Genomic DNA, 16,997 nt, shown 5'->3' with positions numbered 1-16,997 from the left:
ATATTTATTTTTTACATGGTTATAGTATCAAAATGCTGACCAATCCTTTCTAAAATCTGCCAAAAAGAACAGATAATTAGTTAAATTAAAGTTAAATGAAATATAGTGAATTATCACCTGTTTTCCATTATAATTAATGGCCTGTTTTTATATATTCTAGGGCTCTTTCCAGAACCTCATCTTTCCCTTCCCTTATGCCTGCAACGGTAGGCTGCACAAGGATGTCCGGAATGATTCCGATCCTTTGGGTTTCTCTGTCGTCCGGATAATAAGCGCCAAGGCCGGTGAAGCTGGTGTCCAAATCAGCGATCTTAAACCGGATAATATCTCCATTGGCTCCTGAAGTATAGCTTCCTATGACTTTTGTTTTCGGATGCTGCTTAAACATCATGGTTGTGGTTTCAGCCTGGCTCTGGGTATTCTCATCTGCCAAAACTACCACATTTCCTTGGTAATATTCATTATTTCTTTTTCCGATACTGCTTTTTCTGCTGTAAAATTTACCGGGATAAGTAGTTTCCGGATAATTAAACTTATAATAAATTGTATTTTCAGGCAGCAAAAGCTTACTTAAAGGTAAAATGGTCTGTTTCGGGTAGTTCCTTAAATCGAAAATAATAGATTCAGCACTTTTTAAAGAAGCATACATTTCATCCAGATCTTCCTTTTCAATAAGTTCCATATTGACGTAACCGATTTTCCGGCTTTCATCTAAATATTTCCATTTTCCCGGCTGAATATTTTTTTCATAAATAATATCTCTGAGAAGATAGGTCTTTATTTTTAAGGCTAAATTTTGACCATCTCTTTCCAGTTTAAGGTCAATAGAATCATGATTGGAAAAAAGAAGAAGGTTTTTCACTTTTTTCACCTTACCCCAGGAATTGGAAGCAGGAATATATTTTCCTAAGCTGTTAACAATTTGTGGAATTGTTTTCCCGTTGATATCATAAATAACATCGCCGGTTTTCAACAAATTGGGTTCATTAAATCTAGTGGAATTTATTTTGGTCACGACCAGCTTTCCTTCGGCATACCGGTATTCCACCGGAATTGTTCTTCTTCCGTATTGATTGAGACTGATCAGCGGTGAAAATAAAAATGCATGTGAATCATCCACTTTAGCCACCAATTCAGCCAGTGTCAGATGATACGTTACATCATTATTGATAGCAATAAATTTTGGAATCATTTCTGTTAAAACCTCATTCCAGTTTTGATCGGTTTCATATTTGTAAGGAAAAAAATATTCTACATAATTCCAATATCTGAATAATTCCAAAAGTGAAATCTGTTTTGAGGTGTATTTTGAACCATAAGCAGTTTCATTTTTGAAAAATATTTTTCTTCCACCTTTTCCAAAATAATAGGGATCACCAATAAACCGGTTGTTTTCAATTTCATTTAATTTCTGAATAACATGGTCTGCAAATATATTTTTATCATTGATCCAGCTCAGATCAAAATTTTTAAGGAAATAGATTTTGGAATCTTCCTTTTGACATGATAAACAAGTTTCAACTTTTCCAAGACTGTCAATCCAATTAGAATATAATTCATTCAATTGATTTTTATCGTTGATATTTTCAAGCTCATGAATTTTCTGAAAAAGCTGTTGATCCCAATCAAAAGTTCCTTTGGCAACATCGGGATGATAATATTTTAAAAATCCCCAAACCTTGCAGAGCGATTCCAGTTTCTGAACTTCAGATAAATTCATGAGCTTGAAAATGTAAACTTAAAAATAGCAGAATGAAAAGTGAGAATTTTCTCATTGAAGGTTATTCGGGTTTTATTAAATCAAAGATAATTTTTAAACATAAATGGGACAAATGTTTTCAATAAATCAGTTAATTCTGATTAGAATTCTGTAAAATATGCTGTTTTTTCTTATATATTTGTATATTAAATCACTGTATTATGAAAAATAAATATATTTTAGTTTCTATATTGATTTCAGGTAGTATTTTCGCCCAAACAGGCAACGTAGGGATAGGAACACCTGCTCCCGATAATAAGCTGGACGTTAATGGAGATGCAAAAGTAAGAGTGATGAGTGCTGTGCCGTTAAACACTTACATTACTCCCGTGCTTAGTGACATCAATGGTGTCTTAGTTAAAAATAACCCTGTATATTTAGGGACAACAGTACATACAGTATCACCTACATTAACGCCGGGTTCTACTTCAAATCTCATTACAGGTTTGCCGCAAGGAATTTATAAGGCAATAGTTTATGTTGCAAATGCATGTGGGGCAGTAGGTACAGCCGAATATTATATAGGCAATACTCCTTTGAATAATGGATTGACTATCAATCTTTTGGGCGGAATGTTGAACAGAGGTACAAATCAGTCTCCAACGGTTACTAGAGTAGGAGCAACCCCGGCTTCTACGCTTAATACTACTTGGACGGGTCTTGTAAACTGTGCAGGAGGTGATGCTACAGCATTTAATTACACCTTGTCAATTTCATCTGTAGGTAATATTGAAATTACCAATAATGGAAATATAGACAGAACTTATGATATTGTTCTTACAAGGATTTATTAATATTAATTTGATGGTTTCTATTGTCTTTCCTAAATTTGTACTCATATAATACTCAATGCAGAATAAGCTAAAAATCATCAATGATCCTGTTCACGGTTTTATCAAAATCCCTCACGAAATTTTATTCGACATCGTTGAACATCCCTATTTTCAAAGATTGAGAAGGATTTCACAGACCGGGCTTTTAAACTTAATTTTTCCGGGAGCTACCCATACGAGATTTCACCATGCTTTGGGTGCCATGCATTTAATGTTTACAGCACTGGAAACTTTAAAACTGAAAGGGGTCGACATTTCGAAAGAAGAAGAAAAAGGAGCGATGCTTGCCATTTTAATGCATGATATCGGTCATGGCCCGTTTTCCCATGCTTTGGAAAGTATGCTGATGGATGACTGGCATCATGAAAATCTTTCGTTACTGCTTATGAACAGGCTGAATGACGAGTTTGACGGTCAATTATCAGTAGCCATTCAAATGTTTCAGGGGAAATACCATAGAAAATTTTTCAATCAGCTGATCTCATCTCAATTGGATGTTGACCGGTTGGATTATCTGAAAAGAGACAGTTTTTTTACCGGAGTTTCAGAAGGGAATATTAATACCCAGAGAATTATTTCCATGATGAATGTCTGTGAAGAAGGAGAGCTGGTGATAGATGCCAAAGGAATTTATTCCATTGAAAATTTTTTAACGGCAAGAATGTTTATGTATTGGCAGGTGTATTATCACAAAACATCGGCTCTGGCTGAGTTTATTCTGGTTAAAATCCTTAAAAGAGCAAAATACCTGGTTTCTCAGGGAGTTGATCTGCCGGCTACAGACAACCTGAAATACTTTTTATACAGGGCAAAAGGAGCGGCAACGGATGAAGATGTAGAAAGATTTACCCGGCTTGATGATAATGACGTGATTCAGGCAATGAAAACATGGCAGAATTCTGATGACTTTATCCTTGCCTATTGGTGTAAGTGTGTGATACAGAGAAATCTTCCTAAAACAATTATTTCATCACATCCTTTTGAACCACAATTTATTGAGGAAAAAATAATAAAAACCAATGAATTTTTTGGAATTGATAACGGAGGTGAACTGGTACATGAAATTAAAAGAAAACTACTGCCGTACAATGCTGAAAAGCAGCCCATCTATTTGTTACAGAAAAATGGTGTGAAAATCAGGCTGGACGAGTCGGAAGACCAGCTTTTATCAGGATTAATAAGAAATAAAACCACGAGATATATTTTAACTTTCCCACGAGATATTGCAAAATAAATTCTTAAAGAATCTTAAATTTCACAATCCCAAAACTAAAAAATGTTTGCGAATTATAGAATTTCTTATCTTTGCAGAATATGGAATTTACAGCTTCGCAAATTGCAAGTTTTATTGACGGAAAAATAATCGGTGACGGAAACGCACTTATTACTGGAGTTTCACCAATTGAAAGTGGGGAATCAGGGCATCTTTCTTTTATAGCACAAGATCGGTTCTCTCATTTTCTGGACACTTCCAAATGTTCCGTTATTATCGTCTCGGAAAACCTTGTAGAAAAAGATAACTACAATCCTACCGTTATTGCCGTAAAAGATGCCTATCTTTCCTTTCAGGTTCTGATGAATCTGTATCAGGAAATGCAGGGCAGAAAAGAAGGAATTGAAGACGGCTCTTCTATTCATGATACTGCGGTAATAGGTGATAAAGCCTATATCGGAGCCTTTACCTATGTTTCGGAAAAAGCAAAAATAGGAGAAGGAACCCAGATTTATCCTCATGTTTATATCGGGAAAGGAGTAAAAATAGGGAAGAACTGTAAAATTGACAGCGGAGCAAGAATATATGATTATTGCATCATTGGTGATAATTGTGTCATTCACTCCAATACCGTAGTGGGTGGTGACGGATTTGGTTTTCAGCCAACGGCAGAAGGGTTTAAAAAAATTCCTCAGTTGGGAAATGTTATCATTGAAGATGATGTTGAAATAGGTTCTAACTGTAGCATTGACAGAGCTACCATTGGTTCTACCGTTATCGGAAAGGGAACTAAAATCGATAACCTGATCCAGATTGCACATAACGTTAAGATCGGACAGAACAATGTAATTGCTGCACAAGCCGGAATTGCAGGATCTACTACCATCGGTGACTGGAATCAGATCGGTGGGCAGGTAGGTGTTGTCGGGCATATAAAAATAGGTAATCAGGTGAAAATACAGGCTCAGAGTGGGGTAAATTCCAGTGTGAGCGACAAAGAAACATTGTACGGATCCCCGGCAATAAGTTATAATGACTACCTTAGAAACTATGTGCATTTCAGAAATTTCACTGAAATAGTAAAAAGAATAAATAATCTTGAGAATACCTCAAAAGATCATACTAATGAGTGATATGCAAAAAACGCTTCAGGAAGAAGTAACGCTTTCTGGAATTGGCCTTCATACAGGTAAAGAAGTAAAACTTACCATAAAGCCTGCTAAAGAAAATACAGGTTTTGTATTTGTAAGAACAGATTTGGAGGGGCACCCTCAGGTCGAAGCAGATGTTAATTATGTTGTAGCAACCGAAAGAGGAACGACGCTGGAAAAATTGGGCGTAAAAATCAATACGTGTGAGCACCTTTTAGCGGCATTGGTAGGATGTGATATCGATAATGCAATGTTGGAAATGGATGCTTCCGAACCTCCGATTTTAGATGGATCTTCAAAGTTCTTTGTTGAAGCGATTGAAAGTGTAGGAGTAGTAGAACAGAATATTGCCAGAGAATATCTGGTTGTAAAAGAGGTTCTTAGCTATGCAGACCCTGCAACAGGCTCCGAAATCACAATTATTCCTTCAGATAATTACGAAATTACTACAATGGTAGATTTTGGGACTAAAGTTTTAGGAACCCAGAATGCTACCCTTAAACATATTTCAGAGTTTAAAGAAGAAATCTCATCTGCAAGAACCTTCAGCTTTTTACATGAGCTGGAAATGCTTTTAGATCACGGTTTGATCAAAGGTGGTGATATTTCTAACGCCATCGTATACGTAGATAAAGACCTTACTCCTGAAACAACAGAAAAACTAAAGAAAGCATTCGGTAAAGACAATGTTTCTATCAGACCGAATGGTATTCTTGACAATCTCAACTTAAATTACCCTAACGAAGCTGCACGACACAAATTATTAGATGTGATCGGTGACCTTGCTTTGGCCGGAGTAAAAATAAAAGGTAAAGTTATTGCCAACAAACCCGGACATTATGTGAATACACAATTTGCAAAAAAACTGAACCGTCAGTGGAAATTGCAGAAGAAAAAGAATGTTCCGGATTTTGACTTAACGAAAGAACCTGTTTTTGATATCAACGGAATTATGAAGCTTATGCCTCACAGACCTCCGTTTTTATTAATAGATAAAGTTCTTGAGCTTTCGGACTCTCATGTCGTAGGGCTTAAGAATGTTACCATGAATGAACCCTTCTTTGTTGGACATTTTCCTAAAGAGCCGGTAATGCCGGGAGTACTGCAGGTGGAGGCTTTGGCGCAAACCGGAGGCATCCTTGTGTTGGCAAGCGTTCCGGATCCTGAAAACTATTCTACTTATTTCATTAAAATCGATAAAGTGAAATTTAAAAGAAAAGTAGTTCCGGGAGATACCATGATTTTCAAAATCGAATTGATAGAGCCTATCAGAAGAGGTATTGTTCATATGCAGGGATTCGGATATGTGGGAGATACTGTAGCAGTAGAAGCAGAATTAATGGCCCAAGTTGCAAAAAATAAAGTTGATTAAATGATTCATCAATTAGCAGCCGTAGATAAACGTGCAAAAATCAGCAAAAATGTTATTGTAGAACCATTTACTACAATTGCAGGGGATGTGGAAATCGGAGAAGGAACCTGGATCGGCCCCAATGTTACCATTATGGATGGAGCCAGAATCGGTAAAAACTGTAGAATTTTTCCGGGCACGGTGATTTCTGCCATTCCTCAGGATCTAAAGTTCGACGGTGAAGATACGCAGGTAATTATTGGTGATGAAACCACGATCAGAGAATGTGTAACAGTAAACAGAGGTACAAAAGCTCTTGGATTTACTAAAATTGGTAAAAACTGCCTGATCATGGCAACTTCCCATATTGCACACGACTGTGTTATCGGTGATCACGTGATCATTGTAAACGGTTGCGGTATTGCAGGGCACGTGGAAATAGGAGATTACACCGTAATGGGTGGCCTTAGTGCAGTGCACCAGTTCGGGAAAATTGGAAAGCACGTCATGATTTCCGGTGGAACATTGGTGAGAAAAGATATCCCGCCTTATGTAAAAGTAGCGAGAGAGCCGATGTCTTATGCAGGAATCAATTCCGTAGGTTTAAGAAGAAGAGGGTTTACCAATGAAAAAATCTTTGAAATCCAGAAGATCTACCGAGCTATTTTCCAGATGAAAATGAACGTTTCCCAGGCTATTTCACATATTGAAAAAGAAATGCTTCCGACAGCTGAAAGAGACGAGATTCTTCAATTCATTCAGAACTCTCCAAGAGGTATCGTTAAAGGATACGGAACCGGAAAGGACAGTAATTAATAAAAAACACACAACACACAAATATGAAAAATTTAATTTTATTAGCAATGATTCCTTCAGTGTCCTTGTTATATGGACAACAAACAGAAGGTTTAAAAGTTGAAAAAACGACCAAAAATTCAATTTTGGAAAGAAAAGTCGTGAATCAGTCAAAAGACAGCATCGCAAAAAGCAACTTAAATAATATTCTGAAACAACAGAATAATAACAGTTCGATTTTTGGAAGTACAGATAAGTATAACTCGCCGGTTCAGGAGAATGTGAATAAATTACAGAATAATGTAAATTCATTCAATAACAATACATTCAACAGAATGCCGTCTCAGGGAACAGGTATACAGTTTAAAAAAAGAAAATAAGTAAAATATAAAAAATTAATGGCTACAAGTAACGATATCAGAAAGGGACTTTGCATTGAATACAGCAACGATATTTTTAAAGTGATTGAATTCCTTCACGTTAAACCAGGAAAAGGACCGGCTTTCGTAAGAACAAAATTGAAATCGGTAACCAACGGGAAAGTGATTGACAACACATTTTCGGCAGGTCACAAAATCGATGAAGTAAAAGTGATTACCAGAAAATTCCAATATCTTTATGATGATGAAAATGGTTTCCACTTTATGAACAATGATGATTTCTCTCAGCTTTACCTTAATAAAGAAATGATTGAAAACTCTCAGTTTATGAAGGCAGGTGAAGAAGTGACAATTATTTTGAAAGAAGCTGATGAAACCCCGCTTTCTGCAGAGCTTCCTCAATCAGTGTATTTAGATGTTATAGAAGCTGATCCGGGAGTGAAAGGAAATACCGCTACCAATGCTCTTAAAAACGCAATCGTTGAAACAGGAGCAAGAGTAATGGTGCCTTTGTTTATTGAGCCGGGAGACAGAATCAAAGTAAGCACAGAAGACGGTTCTTACTTGGAAAGAGTAAAATAATAATACAATTTACATCAATTCGGTTTGCATTTGCAGTCCGAATTTTGTTTTATAAGAAAATCAATTTTTATGAGATTCCATTCTCCACAAAAACTTAAAACGATTGCTGATTTAATCGGATCAAAATTTATTGGCCCCGAAGATTTTGAAGTATTGGGAACCAATGAAATTCATATGGTAAAACCCGGAGAAATAGTTTTTGTCAACCATCCGAAATATTACGATAAAGCATTAAACTCTGCGGCAACCATTATCCTGATTGATAAAGAAGTTGAATGTCCGGAAGGAAAAGCGCTTTTGGTTTCCGATGACCCGTTCAGGGATTTCAATAAGATCAATACCCATTTCACCAGGATATATAACTTCACTGAAGAGCTTCATGATGTTGAAATTGGTGAAGGCACAAAAATACACCATTCCGCAGTGATCGGAAACAATGTGACGATCGGGAAAAATACACTGATCTTTCCGAATGTTGTCATTGGTGACAGAACAGTAATCGGAGACAACGTAATCATACAGTCCGGAACGATTTTGGGAGGTGATGCCTTTTATTACAGAAAATTAAACGGAAATTTTGACCGCCTGATTTCTGTAGGAAATGTTGTCATTGAAAATAATGTGGAAATAGGAAACAACTGTACAATTGACCGGGGAGTTACGGACTCGACAGTGATCGGAGAAGGTTCCGTTTTAGATAATCAGATTCAGATCGGCCATGATACCGTAATCGGGAAAAAATGCCTCATAGCTTCACAAGTGGGAATTGCAGGCTGTTGTGTGATAGGAGATGAAGTAACATTATGGGGACAGGTAGGTATCGCTTCCGGGAATAAAATAGAAGGCGGATCTGTGCTTCTGGGAAAAACGGGAGTCAACAGAGATCTGGAAAAAGGGACTTATATCGGGATGTTTGCAGAAGATTTTAAAACATATCTGAAGAAAGAAGTAAAACTGAGAAATCTCAAATAAACAATTCTTAAGATTTATCTGAAATCAAAAGAAAATTAAGTAAATTTGTGAGCATTAATAAAAAATAAAAATAAATTAAAACAACAATAAAATGTCAATTTTAGTAAACAAAGATTCTAAAGTAATTGTACAAGGATTTACAGGGAACGAAGGGACTTTCCATGCAGGTCAGATGATTGAATACGGAACAAACGTAGTAGGTGGGGTTACTCCGGGAAAAGGAGGAAGCGAGCACCTTGGAAAGCCGGTATTCAATACTGTTGCTGATGCAGTTCAAAAAGCTGGAGCTAATGTAAGTATCATTTTCGTACCACCTGCATTTGCTGCAGATGCTATTATGGAAGCTGCTGAAGCAGGGATCAAAGTTATCGTATGTATTACTGAAGGTATTCCTGTAGCGGATATGGTGAAAGTAAAATCTTATATCGCTGACAGAGACTGCAGATTAATCGGCCCGAACTGTCCTGGAATCATTACTTCTGATGAAGCTAAAATTGGTATTATGCCAGGTTTCGTATTCAAGAAAGGTAAAGTAGGGATCGTTTCTAAATCAGGAACTCTTACTTACGAAGCTGCTGACCAGGTGGTAAGAGCAGGTTTCGGAATTTCTACAGCGATCGGTATCGGTGGAGACCCGATTATCGGAACAACAACAAGAGAAGCTTTGGAATTGTTTATTAATGATCCTGAAACTGAAGCTGTGGTAATGATCGGTGAAATCGGTGGTGGTCTTGAAGCTGAAGCGGCAAGATGGTATAAAGCAAGTGGTTCTACAAAACCGGTTGTAGGTTTCATCGCAGGACAAACAGCTCCTAAAGGAAGAACTATGGGACACGCCGGTGCTATCGTAGGTGGTGCTGAAGACACAGCTCAGGCTAAAATGGAAATTATGAGAGAAAACGGTATCAATGTAGTAGATTCCCCAGCTGACATCGGTATTACTGTAGCAAAAGTTTTAGCTTAATCGTAAAACAAAACATATGAAAAAATTTTTATTAACCTCAGCTTTGGCTGTTTCCACACTATCGTTTGCCCAGATTGATTTTAAAACAACAAGATTTGGAGTAACGGCAGGAGGAAACTACTCGAGAGTGAGGAATGCCCATAATCCTTCCGGACCGAGATTCTCAGTGCAGGCAGGAGTTTTAGCACTTATTCCCGTAGGAAAAGCAAATCAGTTTTATATTCAGCCTGAAGTATTATACTACGGAGCAGGTGAAACAGGAAAAGATAAGGATGCTAAAGGCAGAGACGGTTACGATGCTGTATATGCAAATAACTATCTGAGTGTGCCTTTATATTTCAAAGCATTTTTTTCAGAAGCAGAATCTGAATTCTTTGGAATGGCAGGACCAAGATTTAATTTTTTATTAAATCAGAATGTTAAAAACGCTCCTACCACAAGACCTTATTATGACCCTGATGTCACAGATCCTAAAAACCCTCAGGTAAGTGGAAAAGCAAAAAGCTTCAACTTTGGAATAGGTTTGGGGCTTGGATATAGTTATAAAAGACAATTGGAGATTGCCCTGAAATATGATTTCGGATTATCGGATACATACCCTGGCCTTGCAAAAGAACCGTCAGGTACCGATAAAAACAAATCGGAACAGGTGATCAGCTTAGGTTTGAGCTATATCTTTAAATAAAAATATTTCATTCACAACATAAAAAATCCCGGGATTGACTTCCCGGGATTTTTTTATATTATTTAGAATTGGATTCTAACTTCTGATCCACTTCCAAAGCTCTTTTAAGGTTGCTTTATTACCATACATTAAAATACCTACGCGGTAGATTTTTCCGGCTAAAAAGATCATAAAAATGGTAGTTCCCAGTAATACCCCGATTGATAAAGCGATCTGCCATGCAGGAACACCAAAAGGAATTCTTGCAATCATGGCAACAGGTGATGTGAAAGGAATGATAGATAACCAGAATCCTAAAGGCCCGTCAGGATTATTCATTAAAGAAAAACTTGCGTACATTCCTAAAGTTAACGGTAATATGGCAAATAACGTAAATTGCTGCGTTTCCGTTTCATTGTCTACAGCAGAACCGATGGCAGCATAAATAGAGCTGTAAAAGATATATCCGAGTAAGAAAAATATGATGAATACAAAAATAATCAACGGAAAATTAAGTTCGAGTAAACTATGAGAGACCTGGGTAGCGATCTGGGCAACATCCATTTTACCGGCCAGTCCTTCACTTCCCCCGGGAATATTCTTTTGCAAAGATGAAAAGCCGGTATTTAAAACTAAAGCTCCTGCTACAGACATGGCAATCCATATGATAAACTGGGTCAAGGCAACCATCGTTACGCCTAAAATTTTCCCCATCATCAGTTCAAAAGGTTTTACAGAAGAAATGATAATCTCTACAACACGGTTGTTTTTTTCCTCAAGAACGCTTCTCATCACCCTTACTCCATAAATGATAATGAACATGAAGGTTACATACATCAGAATCATGCTCAGCCCGGTTTTTACACCGAAGGTAAGATCAGAATCTTCTTTATTGTTTTCCGAAACATTAATGGTTTTAAGGGTAAAGCTTTTATCAAGATTATCCAGTTGGGATTCTACAATACCGAGCTGCTTGATTTTTTCTTTCTTAATCACATTGTTGATGTCAGAAATGATTCTTTGCTTCGTGTCAAAACCTATTTTAGAATTAATAATTAAAGTCGTGTTTTTTTCAAAATTCTCATAATCATGATTAATGATCTCAGGTAAGACAAGAATCCCGTCTAAAGATTCATCACCCTTTAAATTATTGATCTTCGCTTTTTCACTGGCAGCAGGAATAAAAACGTAATTCAGCTGATCACTTGATTTTAACTGGCCTTTAAACAATCCGCTCTTGTCAACTACTTCAATGATATTGTGGGATTCGTTTGCCTTAAACATTAAACCGATAACCGCCCCGAAAACAATGATCATAATAGGAGCAAGTAAAGTCAATATGATGAAGGATTTTTTCTTAACCTGCGTAAGAAATTCCCTTTTTGTAATTAAAAAAATATTATTCATAAAATTAAGAATGATTGCTGACTGCATTAATAAACACTTCGTTCATACTCGGGATTTTCTCTTCAAAAGAACGTACTTTCCCGATGTGTACAAGATCTAAAAGAATATTGTTTTGATCACTCTCATTTTTTAAATCAAAAGAAATCAGATTATTTTCATTTGCGAAGTTGAAGATGCCATATTTGTTTTTAAAAGTTTCAAAATTTGACTGATTTACTTCTGAAACCGTGATCCCGAAAATATTTTTCTTGAATTTCTCTCTTACGTCGAAAACCCTTCCGTCTATGATTTTTTTAGAATTATTGATTAAAGCAACATAATCACACATTTCTTCCACACTTTCCATTCTGTGGGTAGAAAGAATAATGGTAGTGCCGTTGTTTTTAAGATCAATGATCTGGTCCTTGATAAGGTTGGCATTCACTGGGTCAAACCCGGAAAAAGGCTCATCGAGAATCAGAAGATTTGGTCTGTGAAGTACCGTTACCACAAACTGTATCTTCTGAGCCATCCCTTTCGAAAGCTCTGAAAGTTTTTTCTTCCACCACTGGTCGATATTAAGCTTTTCAAACCATTTTTTTGCTTCGTTCAAAGCATCGTTTTTACTCATCCCTTTCAGTTCGCCGAAATAAAGGATCTGGTCACCGACACTCATGTTTTTGTACAAACCTCTTTCCTCAGGCATGTATCCGATATCTTTAATATGATTGGGATTAAGCTTTTCTCCATTGATGAATACATCTCCGGAATCAGCCTGGGCAATTTGATTGATGATACGGATAAATGAGGTTTTACCCGCTCCGTTTGGCCCCAGAAGGCCATAAATACTTCCCTTAGGAACGTGTATGCTAAAATCATCCAAAGCGGTCTTTTTTCCGGCATTGTAGGTTTTAGTAATATGTTCAGCTTTTAACATTAATCTGTTTTTCTATATTAGTACAAAAATCTCCCGAAAGTTACGGAATAATTAAAACAGAATTAAACTAAAAGAAAAAATCCTGATGTTTATCAGGATTTAATTTATTGTTTTACTATCTGGGTTACTTTTTGTGTATTGTCGCTTAACAGATAACGGATCAGATATTTACCGGGTTTTAATTTTTCAATATTAATTTCCCCTGAATTCATATTCACCGTATAATTAGCAACCTGTGTTCCCAGGATAGAATAAAAAGTCACACTTTTGATTCTTAATGAAGAATCCTTTGCCTTTACGATAAGGAAATCCTTTGCAGGATTTGGATAGGCAACAAGCACACCATCATCGGATTTCTGCAAGATGGAACCAGGCTCCCTCAGTTGAGCTTTAAAATTGTTGGAAAACCCAACAAAAGTGCCTAAAAATAAAATTAAAAGTAAAAGTTTTTTCATCAAACTATATTTTGTCTATGTATTTAACAACAAAAATAAATAATTCTATAATCACCTGCAATAGTTTTTTATAGAACTTGTAGTAAATTTGCATAAACTTATTCAAAAAGTATTCCAAAATGATACATTCAAGAAATAGAAGGCTTAGAGTTAATGAATCTATCAGAAGTCTGGTAAGAGAAAATATTCTTACGACTAATGATTTTGTAATGCCGATCTTCGTAATGGAGGGGGAAAACAAGCAGGAACCAATCCCGTCGATGCCGGGAATTTTTAGAAGGAGTATAGATTTAACGGTGAAAGAATGTAAAGAATTATTTTCTTTGGGAGTAAAATCTGTCAACCTGTACATGAAAGTGTCAGAACATCTGAAGGACAATACTGGAAAAGAAGCATGGAACAAAGACGGATTGATGCAGAAGACCATCAAAGCGATTAAAGATGCTATTCCTGAAATGATTATCATGCCGGATGTGGCTTTAGATCCGTATTCAATTTACGGCCATGACGGAATCATCGAAAACGGTAAAATTGTAAATGATGTTACAAATGATGCATTGGCCAGAATGTCTGTTTCCCATGCCGAAGCCGGTGCTGATATTGTGGCACCGAGTGATATGATGGACGGGAGAGTGCTTGCGATCCGTGAAGCATTAGAAGAAACCGGTTTTACAGATGTAGGAATCCTGAGCTATTCTGCAAAATATGCAAGCTCTTTTTACGGACCTTTCAGAAGTGCCTTAGACAGTGCCCCGAAAGATAATATGGAAATTCCTAAGGATAAAAAAACATATCAGATGGATTTTCATAATTCTCGCGAAGCATTAAACGAAGTATTTAAAGATATTGATGAAGGCGCAGATATCATCATGATCAAACCGGGGCTTCCTTACCTGGATATTGTTTCCAAGATACGTGAAGCGATAGACCTGCCGATTGCGGTTTATAATGTAAGCGGAGAATATGCTATGGTGAAAGCGGCAGCTCAGAACGGATGGCTGGATAATGATAAGACCGTCATTGAAAGCTTAACCTGTTTTAAAAGAGCCGGAGCGGATATGATTTTTACTTATTTTGCAAAAGAAGCAGCCATGATTTTAAATAAATAATCAAACTGAATTATAAATGAAAAACACCTCAATCTGAGGTGTTTTGTTTTTTTAGATTATCCGAAGCATGCATTATAATGAGGAGTTCCAGGAACTATAGGTTCTTCTCCGCCTTTATCATATACGCAGATATTGGAAGGGCATAAATACCATCCCGGTAGACAGTTTCCGTTTGCATCCGGTGGGCGGATATTTCCACCATTAATTTTCATCAAATCTTTTTTTGTTAATTTTTTCATGATAAAATTTTAATTTGGTTAGAAATCTAAATTAATAAAAATTTATCACATAATATTGAAATCTTTTCCCTTTGTAAATTTAGCAGCAAAAGGAGCCTGATTTCCGGAATATTTTAAAACGAAATGTTTTTTTGTATCGGTATCAAGCTTGGCCTCAACCTCAACATCCTGAGTCTGAAAGCTTACATCTAATCCTACTCCTGAATCTTTTTCGAGATAAATTTCCACACTTTCAGCATAAAACAGCGAAGTACTCAGGTAATTGAATTTAATGTTCTTTCTGTATGTCTTTGATTTATTCTGTGTAAAAGAAGAATAATTCCTTAAAATTTCAATGCCGGGAGCATCAATGTTGGTAATTCTGGATTTGGTAACCCCGTTTACCCTTACCGAAAAATCTTTGGCATTTTTGATATTTCCGTTGACTCCGATATTGAATAACGAAGGAAGCGAAAGACCGTACTCGATCATACTTTCTTTTGTAAATTCAAAATCAGGGATTAAAGCCGGATGTTTAGGAACATTGATCAATTGGTTTTTAACGGTTTCCAGGCTTCCGTCAGAAAATAAAAATCCGATCAGGTTATTTCCTGTTGTCCGCCAGTTTCTTCCATTCCATTCAAAAATTTCACAGAGTAAGGTGTCTGCGGATGAATGAGGAAGAAGATCCATATCCTGCCATTTGAAAACTTCCTTGGCATAAGGTCTTCTGTCAACAATATTAATCCCCAGGTCTAAAGCGAGGAGATCCGTTAATTCTCTATTATTTTCCATATTAATTTTTATTTGTTATTGGTGGTATAAAAATATGGAAATAAAATAAAATCCAGGAAGTTTTTCAGAGATTTTACAGCCAGCCTTTCTTGCCGTAAACGTACGTGTCATCAAACTGCTTGTCACTCATAAATAAATACAGAATCCCTTCAATAAAAGGTATAATAGATGCTGCTCCTAATGTCACAACATTCAGGACAAGCTGTATAATTCCTTCTTTTGTATAGCCGAGATAAAATTTATTTAAGGCCAGCCATCCTACAAGAATTCCCAATAATGCTGCCGGGATTTTCTTTTCAGAGCGATAAGGAACGTTGGCCTGTTGATTGGTGTCATTTTCTGTTTTTGTATAACCGTAATTTTCCATTTTTATAATTTTATGATGAGGTAAATAGTATTCAATAAGTAGTATGTTTAGATTAAAACGTTACATATTAATAACATAAATATTGAAATTGATATATTTTTGTCCGATTGCAATAGCTAATTTTAAAAATGTCTTAATAAGCAAAGGATGAATATTTTGTTTAAAATAATCCTGTTTTACATTTACCTTAAAATATCATAAAACTGCAGCATCCGTTTCCTAATATAAAAATTGAATTCAAAAAAACTTTATCTTTGCTCTCATGATTTTACGAGGAGAAAACTTAATCAAAGAATACGGTCCTAAAAAAGTTGTAAAAGGCGTTTCTGTACAGGTTCAGCAAGGAGAAATTGTTGGTTTGCTTGGCCCGAACGGGGCCGGAAAAACCACTTCGTTCTATATGATTGTAGGGTTGGTTAAGCCGACTTCCGGGAAAATCTTTCTCGATAAGCAGGAAATTACCACCGATGCGATGTACCGCAGGGCTCAAAAAGGAATCGGGTATCTGGCTCAGGAAGCTTCCGTTTTCAGAAAGCTTTCAGTAGAAGATAATATCATGGGTGTTTTACAGCTTACCAATCTTTCAAAACGTGAGCAGCATATCAAATGTGATGAACTGATCGAAGAGTTTTCACTTCAACACGTTCGTAAAAACAGGGGTGACCTGCTTTCAGGAGGAGAAAGACGCCGAACGGAAATTGCAAGATGTCTCGCGACCAGTCCGAATTTCATACTTCTGGATGAGCCTTTTGCAGGAGTAGACCCGATTGCCGTTGAAGATATCCAGAAAATTGTAAGAAGCCTTGTAGATAAAAACATCGGGATTTTGATTACCGACCACAACGTTCAACAGACTCTCGCAATTACCAATAAAACGTATATTATGTTTGAAGGAAGAATCCTGAAAGAAGGGCTTCCGGAAGATCTTGCGAATGATCCGCAGGTAAGGGAAGCCTACCTTGGAGAGAACTTCGTTTATCAGAGTATTTTAGATAAGCCGAAAAAGAAAAAATATGCCTATAATATCTGGGCCGGAAATTTTGATTCAAAATCTCAGCTTCAGGGT

The 16,997-nt window shown here is 36.6% G+C and carries 18 protein-coding genes and 1 pseudogene; 12 read left to right on the top strand and 7 right to left on the bottom strand.

Annotated elements, in window-relative coordinates:
• Positions 1 to 133: 133 nt before the first annotated feature.
• Entirely contained in the window at positions 134 to 1,720 is a 1,587-nt protein-coding gene (locus AB8P06_RS08960; protein ID WP_369840633.1) for a S41 family peptidase, read from the bottom strand.
• A 200-nt stretch (positions 1,721 to 1,920) separates the two neighbouring features.
• On the opposite strand from AB8P06_RS08960, the gene AB8P06_RS08955 reads away from it, so the two are divergent.
• The 10 genes from AB8P06_RS08955 (at position 1,921) to AB8P06_RS08910 (ending at position 10,685) form a co-directional block, all read left to right on the top strand.
• Positions 1,921 to 2,553, top strand: coding sequence for a hypothetical protein (locus tag AB8P06_RS08955; RefSeq protein WP_369840631.1), 633 nt, complete (start codon positions 1,921 to 1,923; stop codon positions 2,551 to 2,553).
• 55 nt (positions 2,554 to 2,608) lie between these two features.
• Positions 2,609 to 3,826, top strand: coding sequence for an HD domain-containing protein (locus tag AB8P06_RS08950; protein WP_369840629.1), 1,218 nt, complete (start codon positions 2,609 to 2,611; stop codon positions 3,824 to 3,826).
• An 80-nt stretch (positions 3,827 to 3,906) separates the two neighbouring features.
• Positions 3,907 to 4,938, top strand: a complete 1,032-nt coding sequence (gene lpxD / locus AB8P06_RS08945) for a UDP-3-O-(3-hydroxymyristoyl)glucosamine N-acyltransferase (protein ID WP_369840627.1) — start codon at positions 3,907 to 3,909, stop codon at positions 4,936 to 4,938.
• Positions 4,931 to 6,328, top strand: a complete 1,398-nt coding sequence (locus AB8P06_RS08940; protein WP_369840625.1) for a bifunctional UDP-3-O-[3-hydroxymyristoyl] N-acetylglucosamine deacetylase/3-hydroxyacyl-ACP dehydratase — start codon at positions 4,931 to 4,933, stop codon at positions 6,326 to 6,328. The genes lpxD and AB8P06_RS08940 overlap by 8 nt, the downstream gene beginning before the upstream one ends.
• On the top strand, positions 6,329 to 7,123 hold the full coding sequence (gene lpxA / locus AB8P06_RS08935; RefSeq protein ID WP_089997987.1) for an acyl-ACP--UDP-N-acetylglucosamine O-acyltransferase: 795 nt from the start codon (positions 6,329 to 6,331) through the stop codon (positions 7,121 to 7,123).
• Positions 7,124 to 7,146: 23 nt separating this feature from the next.
• On the top strand, positions 7,147 to 7,482 hold the full coding sequence (locus tag AB8P06_RS08930; RefSeq protein WP_369840623.1) for a hypothetical protein: 336 nt from the start codon (positions 7,147 to 7,149) through the stop codon (positions 7,480 to 7,482).
• Between the two features lie 18 nt (positions 7,483 to 7,500).
• On the top strand, positions 7,501 to 8,064 hold the full coding sequence (gene efp / locus AB8P06_RS08925; protein ID WP_007840964.1) for an elongation factor P: 564 nt from the start codon (positions 7,501 to 7,503) through the stop codon (positions 8,062 to 8,064).
• 69 nt (positions 8,065 to 8,133) lie between these two features.
• Positions 8,134 to 9,036: a UDP-3-O-(3-hydroxymyristoyl)glucosamine N-acyltransferase gene (locus tag AB8P06_RS08920; protein WP_369840620.1), complete on the top strand. Its 903-nt coding sequence runs from the start codon at positions 8,134 to 8,136 to the stop codon at positions 9,034 to 9,036.
• 91 nt (positions 9,037 to 9,127) lie between these two features.
• Positions 9,128 to 10,000, top strand: coding sequence for a succinate--CoA ligase subunit alpha (sucD, locus tag AB8P06_RS08915; RefSeq protein WP_369840618.1), 873 nt, complete (start codon positions 9,128 to 9,130; stop codon positions 9,998 to 10,000).
• 16 nt (positions 10,001 to 10,016) lie between these two features.
• Complete coding sequence (locus tag AB8P06_RS08910) at positions 10,017 to 10,685, top strand: porin family protein (protein ID WP_369840616.1); 669 nt, start codon at positions 10,017 to 10,019, stop codon at positions 10,683 to 10,685.
• Between the two features lie 75 nt (positions 10,686 to 10,760).
• Here the strand turns inward: AB8P06_RS08910 and AB8P06_RS08905 are convergent, their stop codons facing one another.
• From AB8P06_RS08905 to AB8P06_RS08895, 3 genes are all read right to left on the bottom strand, one after another.
• Entirely contained in the window at positions 10,761 to 12,071 is a 1,311-nt protein-coding gene (locus tag AB8P06_RS08905) for an ABC transporter permease (protein ID WP_369840614.1), read from the bottom strand.
• 4 nt (positions 12,072 to 12,075) lie between these two features.
• Positions 12,076 to 12,987: an ABC transporter ATP-binding protein gene (locus AB8P06_RS08900; RefSeq protein WP_369840612.1), complete on the bottom strand. Its 912-nt coding sequence runs from the start codon at positions 12,985 to 12,987 to the stop codon at positions 12,076 to 12,078.
• Between the two features lie 104 nt (positions 12,988 to 13,091).
• Positions 13,092 to 13,442 (bottom strand): T9SS type A sorting domain-containing protein, encoded by a 351-nt coding sequence (locus tag AB8P06_RS08895; protein WP_369840610.1) that lies wholly within the window; start codon positions 13,440 to 13,442, stop codon positions 13,092 to 13,094.
• A 119-nt stretch (positions 13,443 to 13,561) separates the two neighbouring features.
• Between AB8P06_RS08895 and hemB the strand changes: the two genes are divergently transcribed.
• Positions 13,562 to 14,551 (top strand): porphobilinogen synthase, encoded by a 990-nt coding sequence (gene hemB, locus AB8P06_RS08890; protein WP_369840608.1) that lies wholly within the window; start codon positions 13,562 to 13,564, stop codon positions 14,549 to 14,551.
• 56 nt (positions 14,552 to 14,607) lie between these two features.
• Here hemB and AB8P06_RS08885 read toward each other — a convergent pair whose 3' ends face one another.
• From AB8P06_RS08885 to AB8P06_RS08875, 3 genes are all read right to left on the bottom strand, one after another.
• Positions 14,608 to 14,790 carry a bacteriocin gene (locus tag AB8P06_RS08885; RefSeq protein ID WP_369840606.1) on the bottom strand — a complete coding sequence of 61 codons (183 nt, stop codon included), beginning with the start codon at positions 14,788 to 14,790 and terminating at the stop codon, positions 14,608 to 14,610.
• Positions 14,791 to 14,835: 45 nt separating this feature from the next.
• Positions 14,836 to 15,564 (bottom strand): hypothetical protein, encoded by a 729-nt coding sequence (locus AB8P06_RS08880; protein ID WP_369840604.1) that lies wholly within the window; start codon positions 15,562 to 15,564, stop codon positions 14,836 to 14,838.
• Positions 15,565 to 15,637: 73 nt separating this feature from the next.
• The gene (locus AB8P06_RS08875; protein WP_369840602.1) at positions 15,638 to 15,931 is read right to left on the bottom strand and encodes a TM2 domain-containing protein; all 294 of its coding nucleotides are present in this window, start codon (positions 15,929 to 15,931) and stop codon (positions 15,638 to 15,640) included.
• A gap of 262 nt (positions 15,932 to 16,193) precedes the next feature.
• Between AB8P06_RS08875 and lptB the strand changes: the two are divergent.
• A pseudogene (gene lptB, locus AB8P06_RS08870) lies at positions 16,194 to 16,919 on the top strand (LPS export ABC transporter ATP-binding protein); the annotation flags it as partial.
• Positions 16,920 to 16,997: the final 78 nt, after the last annotated feature.

This window comes from Chryseobacterium tongliaonense (assembly GCF_041224435.1).
Taxonomy (GTDB): Bacteria; Bacteroidota; Bacteroidia; order Flavobacteriales; family Weeksellaceae; genus Chryseobacterium; species Chryseobacterium tongliaoense.
Note: the sequence above shows the minus strand (reverse complement) of the source record. Positions and strands in the feature narration are given on the sequence as shown.

What these genes read in the sequence shown, in the direction of transcription:
- AB8P06_RS08960 (WP_369840633.1), bottom strand. Translation starts at nt 1,720, where the DNA reads ATGAATTTATCTGAAGTTCAGAAACTGGAATCGCTCTGCAAGGTTTGG.
- AB8P06_RS08955 (WP_369840631.1), top strand. Translation starts at nt 1,921, where the DNA reads ATGAAAAATAAATATATTTTAGTTTCTATATTGATTTCAGGTAGTATT.
- AB8P06_RS08950 (WP_369840629.1), top strand. Translation starts at nt 2,609, where the DNA reads ATGCAGAATAAGCTAAAAATCATCAATGATCCTGTTCACGGTTTTATC.
- lpxD (WP_369840627.1), top strand. Translation starts at nt 3,907, where the DNA reads ATGGAATTTACAGCTTCGCAAATTGCAAGTTTTATTGACGGAAAAATA.
- AB8P06_RS08940 (WP_369840625.1), top strand. Translation starts at nt 4,931, where the DNA reads ATGAGTGATATGCAAAAAACGCTTCAGGAAGAAGTAACGCTTTCTGGA.
- lpxA (WP_089997987.1), top strand. Translation starts at nt 6,329, where the DNA reads ATGATTCATCAATTAGCAGCCGTAGATAAACGTGCAAAAATCAGCAAA.
- AB8P06_RS08930 (WP_369840623.1), top strand. Translation starts at nt 7,147, where the DNA reads ATGAAAAATTTAATTTTATTAGCAATGATTCCTTCAGTGTCCTTGTTA.
- efp (WP_007840964.1), top strand. Translation starts at nt 7,501, where the DNA reads ATGGCTACAAGTAACGATATCAGAAAGGGACTTTGCATTGAATACAGC.
- AB8P06_RS08920 (WP_369840620.1), top strand. Translation starts at nt 8,134, where the DNA reads ATGAGATTCCATTCTCCACAAAAACTTAAAACGATTGCTGATTTAATC.
- sucD (WP_369840618.1), top strand. Translation starts at nt 9,128, where the DNA reads ATGTCAATTTTAGTAAACAAAGATTCTAAAGTAATTGTACAAGGATTT.
- AB8P06_RS08910 (WP_369840616.1), top strand. Translation starts at nt 10,017, where the DNA reads ATGAAAAAATTTTTATTAACCTCAGCTTTGGCTGTTTCCACACTATCG.
- AB8P06_RS08905 (WP_369840614.1), bottom strand. Translation starts at nt 12,071, where the DNA reads ATGAATAATATTTTTTTAATTACAAAAAGGGAATTTCTTACGCAGGTT.
- AB8P06_RS08900 (WP_369840612.1), bottom strand. Translation starts at nt 12,987, where the DNA reads ATGTTAAAAGCTGAACATATTACTAAAACCTACAATGCCGGAAAAAAG.
- AB8P06_RS08895 (WP_369840610.1), bottom strand. Translation starts at nt 13,442, where the DNA reads ATGAAAAAACTTTTACTTTTAATTTTATTTTTAGGCACTTTTGTTGGG.
- hemB (WP_369840608.1), top strand. Translation starts at nt 13,562, where the DNA reads ATGATACATTCAAGAAATAGAAGGCTTAGAGTTAATGAATCTATCAGA.
- AB8P06_RS08885 (WP_369840606.1), bottom strand. Translation starts at nt 14,790, where the DNA reads ATGAAAAAATTAACAAAAAAAGATTTGATGAAAATTAATGGTGGAAAT.
- AB8P06_RS08880 (WP_369840604.1), bottom strand. Translation starts at nt 15,564, where the DNA reads ATGGAAAATAATAGAGAATTAACGGATCTCCTCGCTTTAGACCTGGGG.
- AB8P06_RS08875 (WP_369840602.1), bottom strand. Translation starts at nt 15,931, where the DNA reads ATGGAAAATTACGGTTATACAAAAACAGAAAATGACACCAATCAACAG.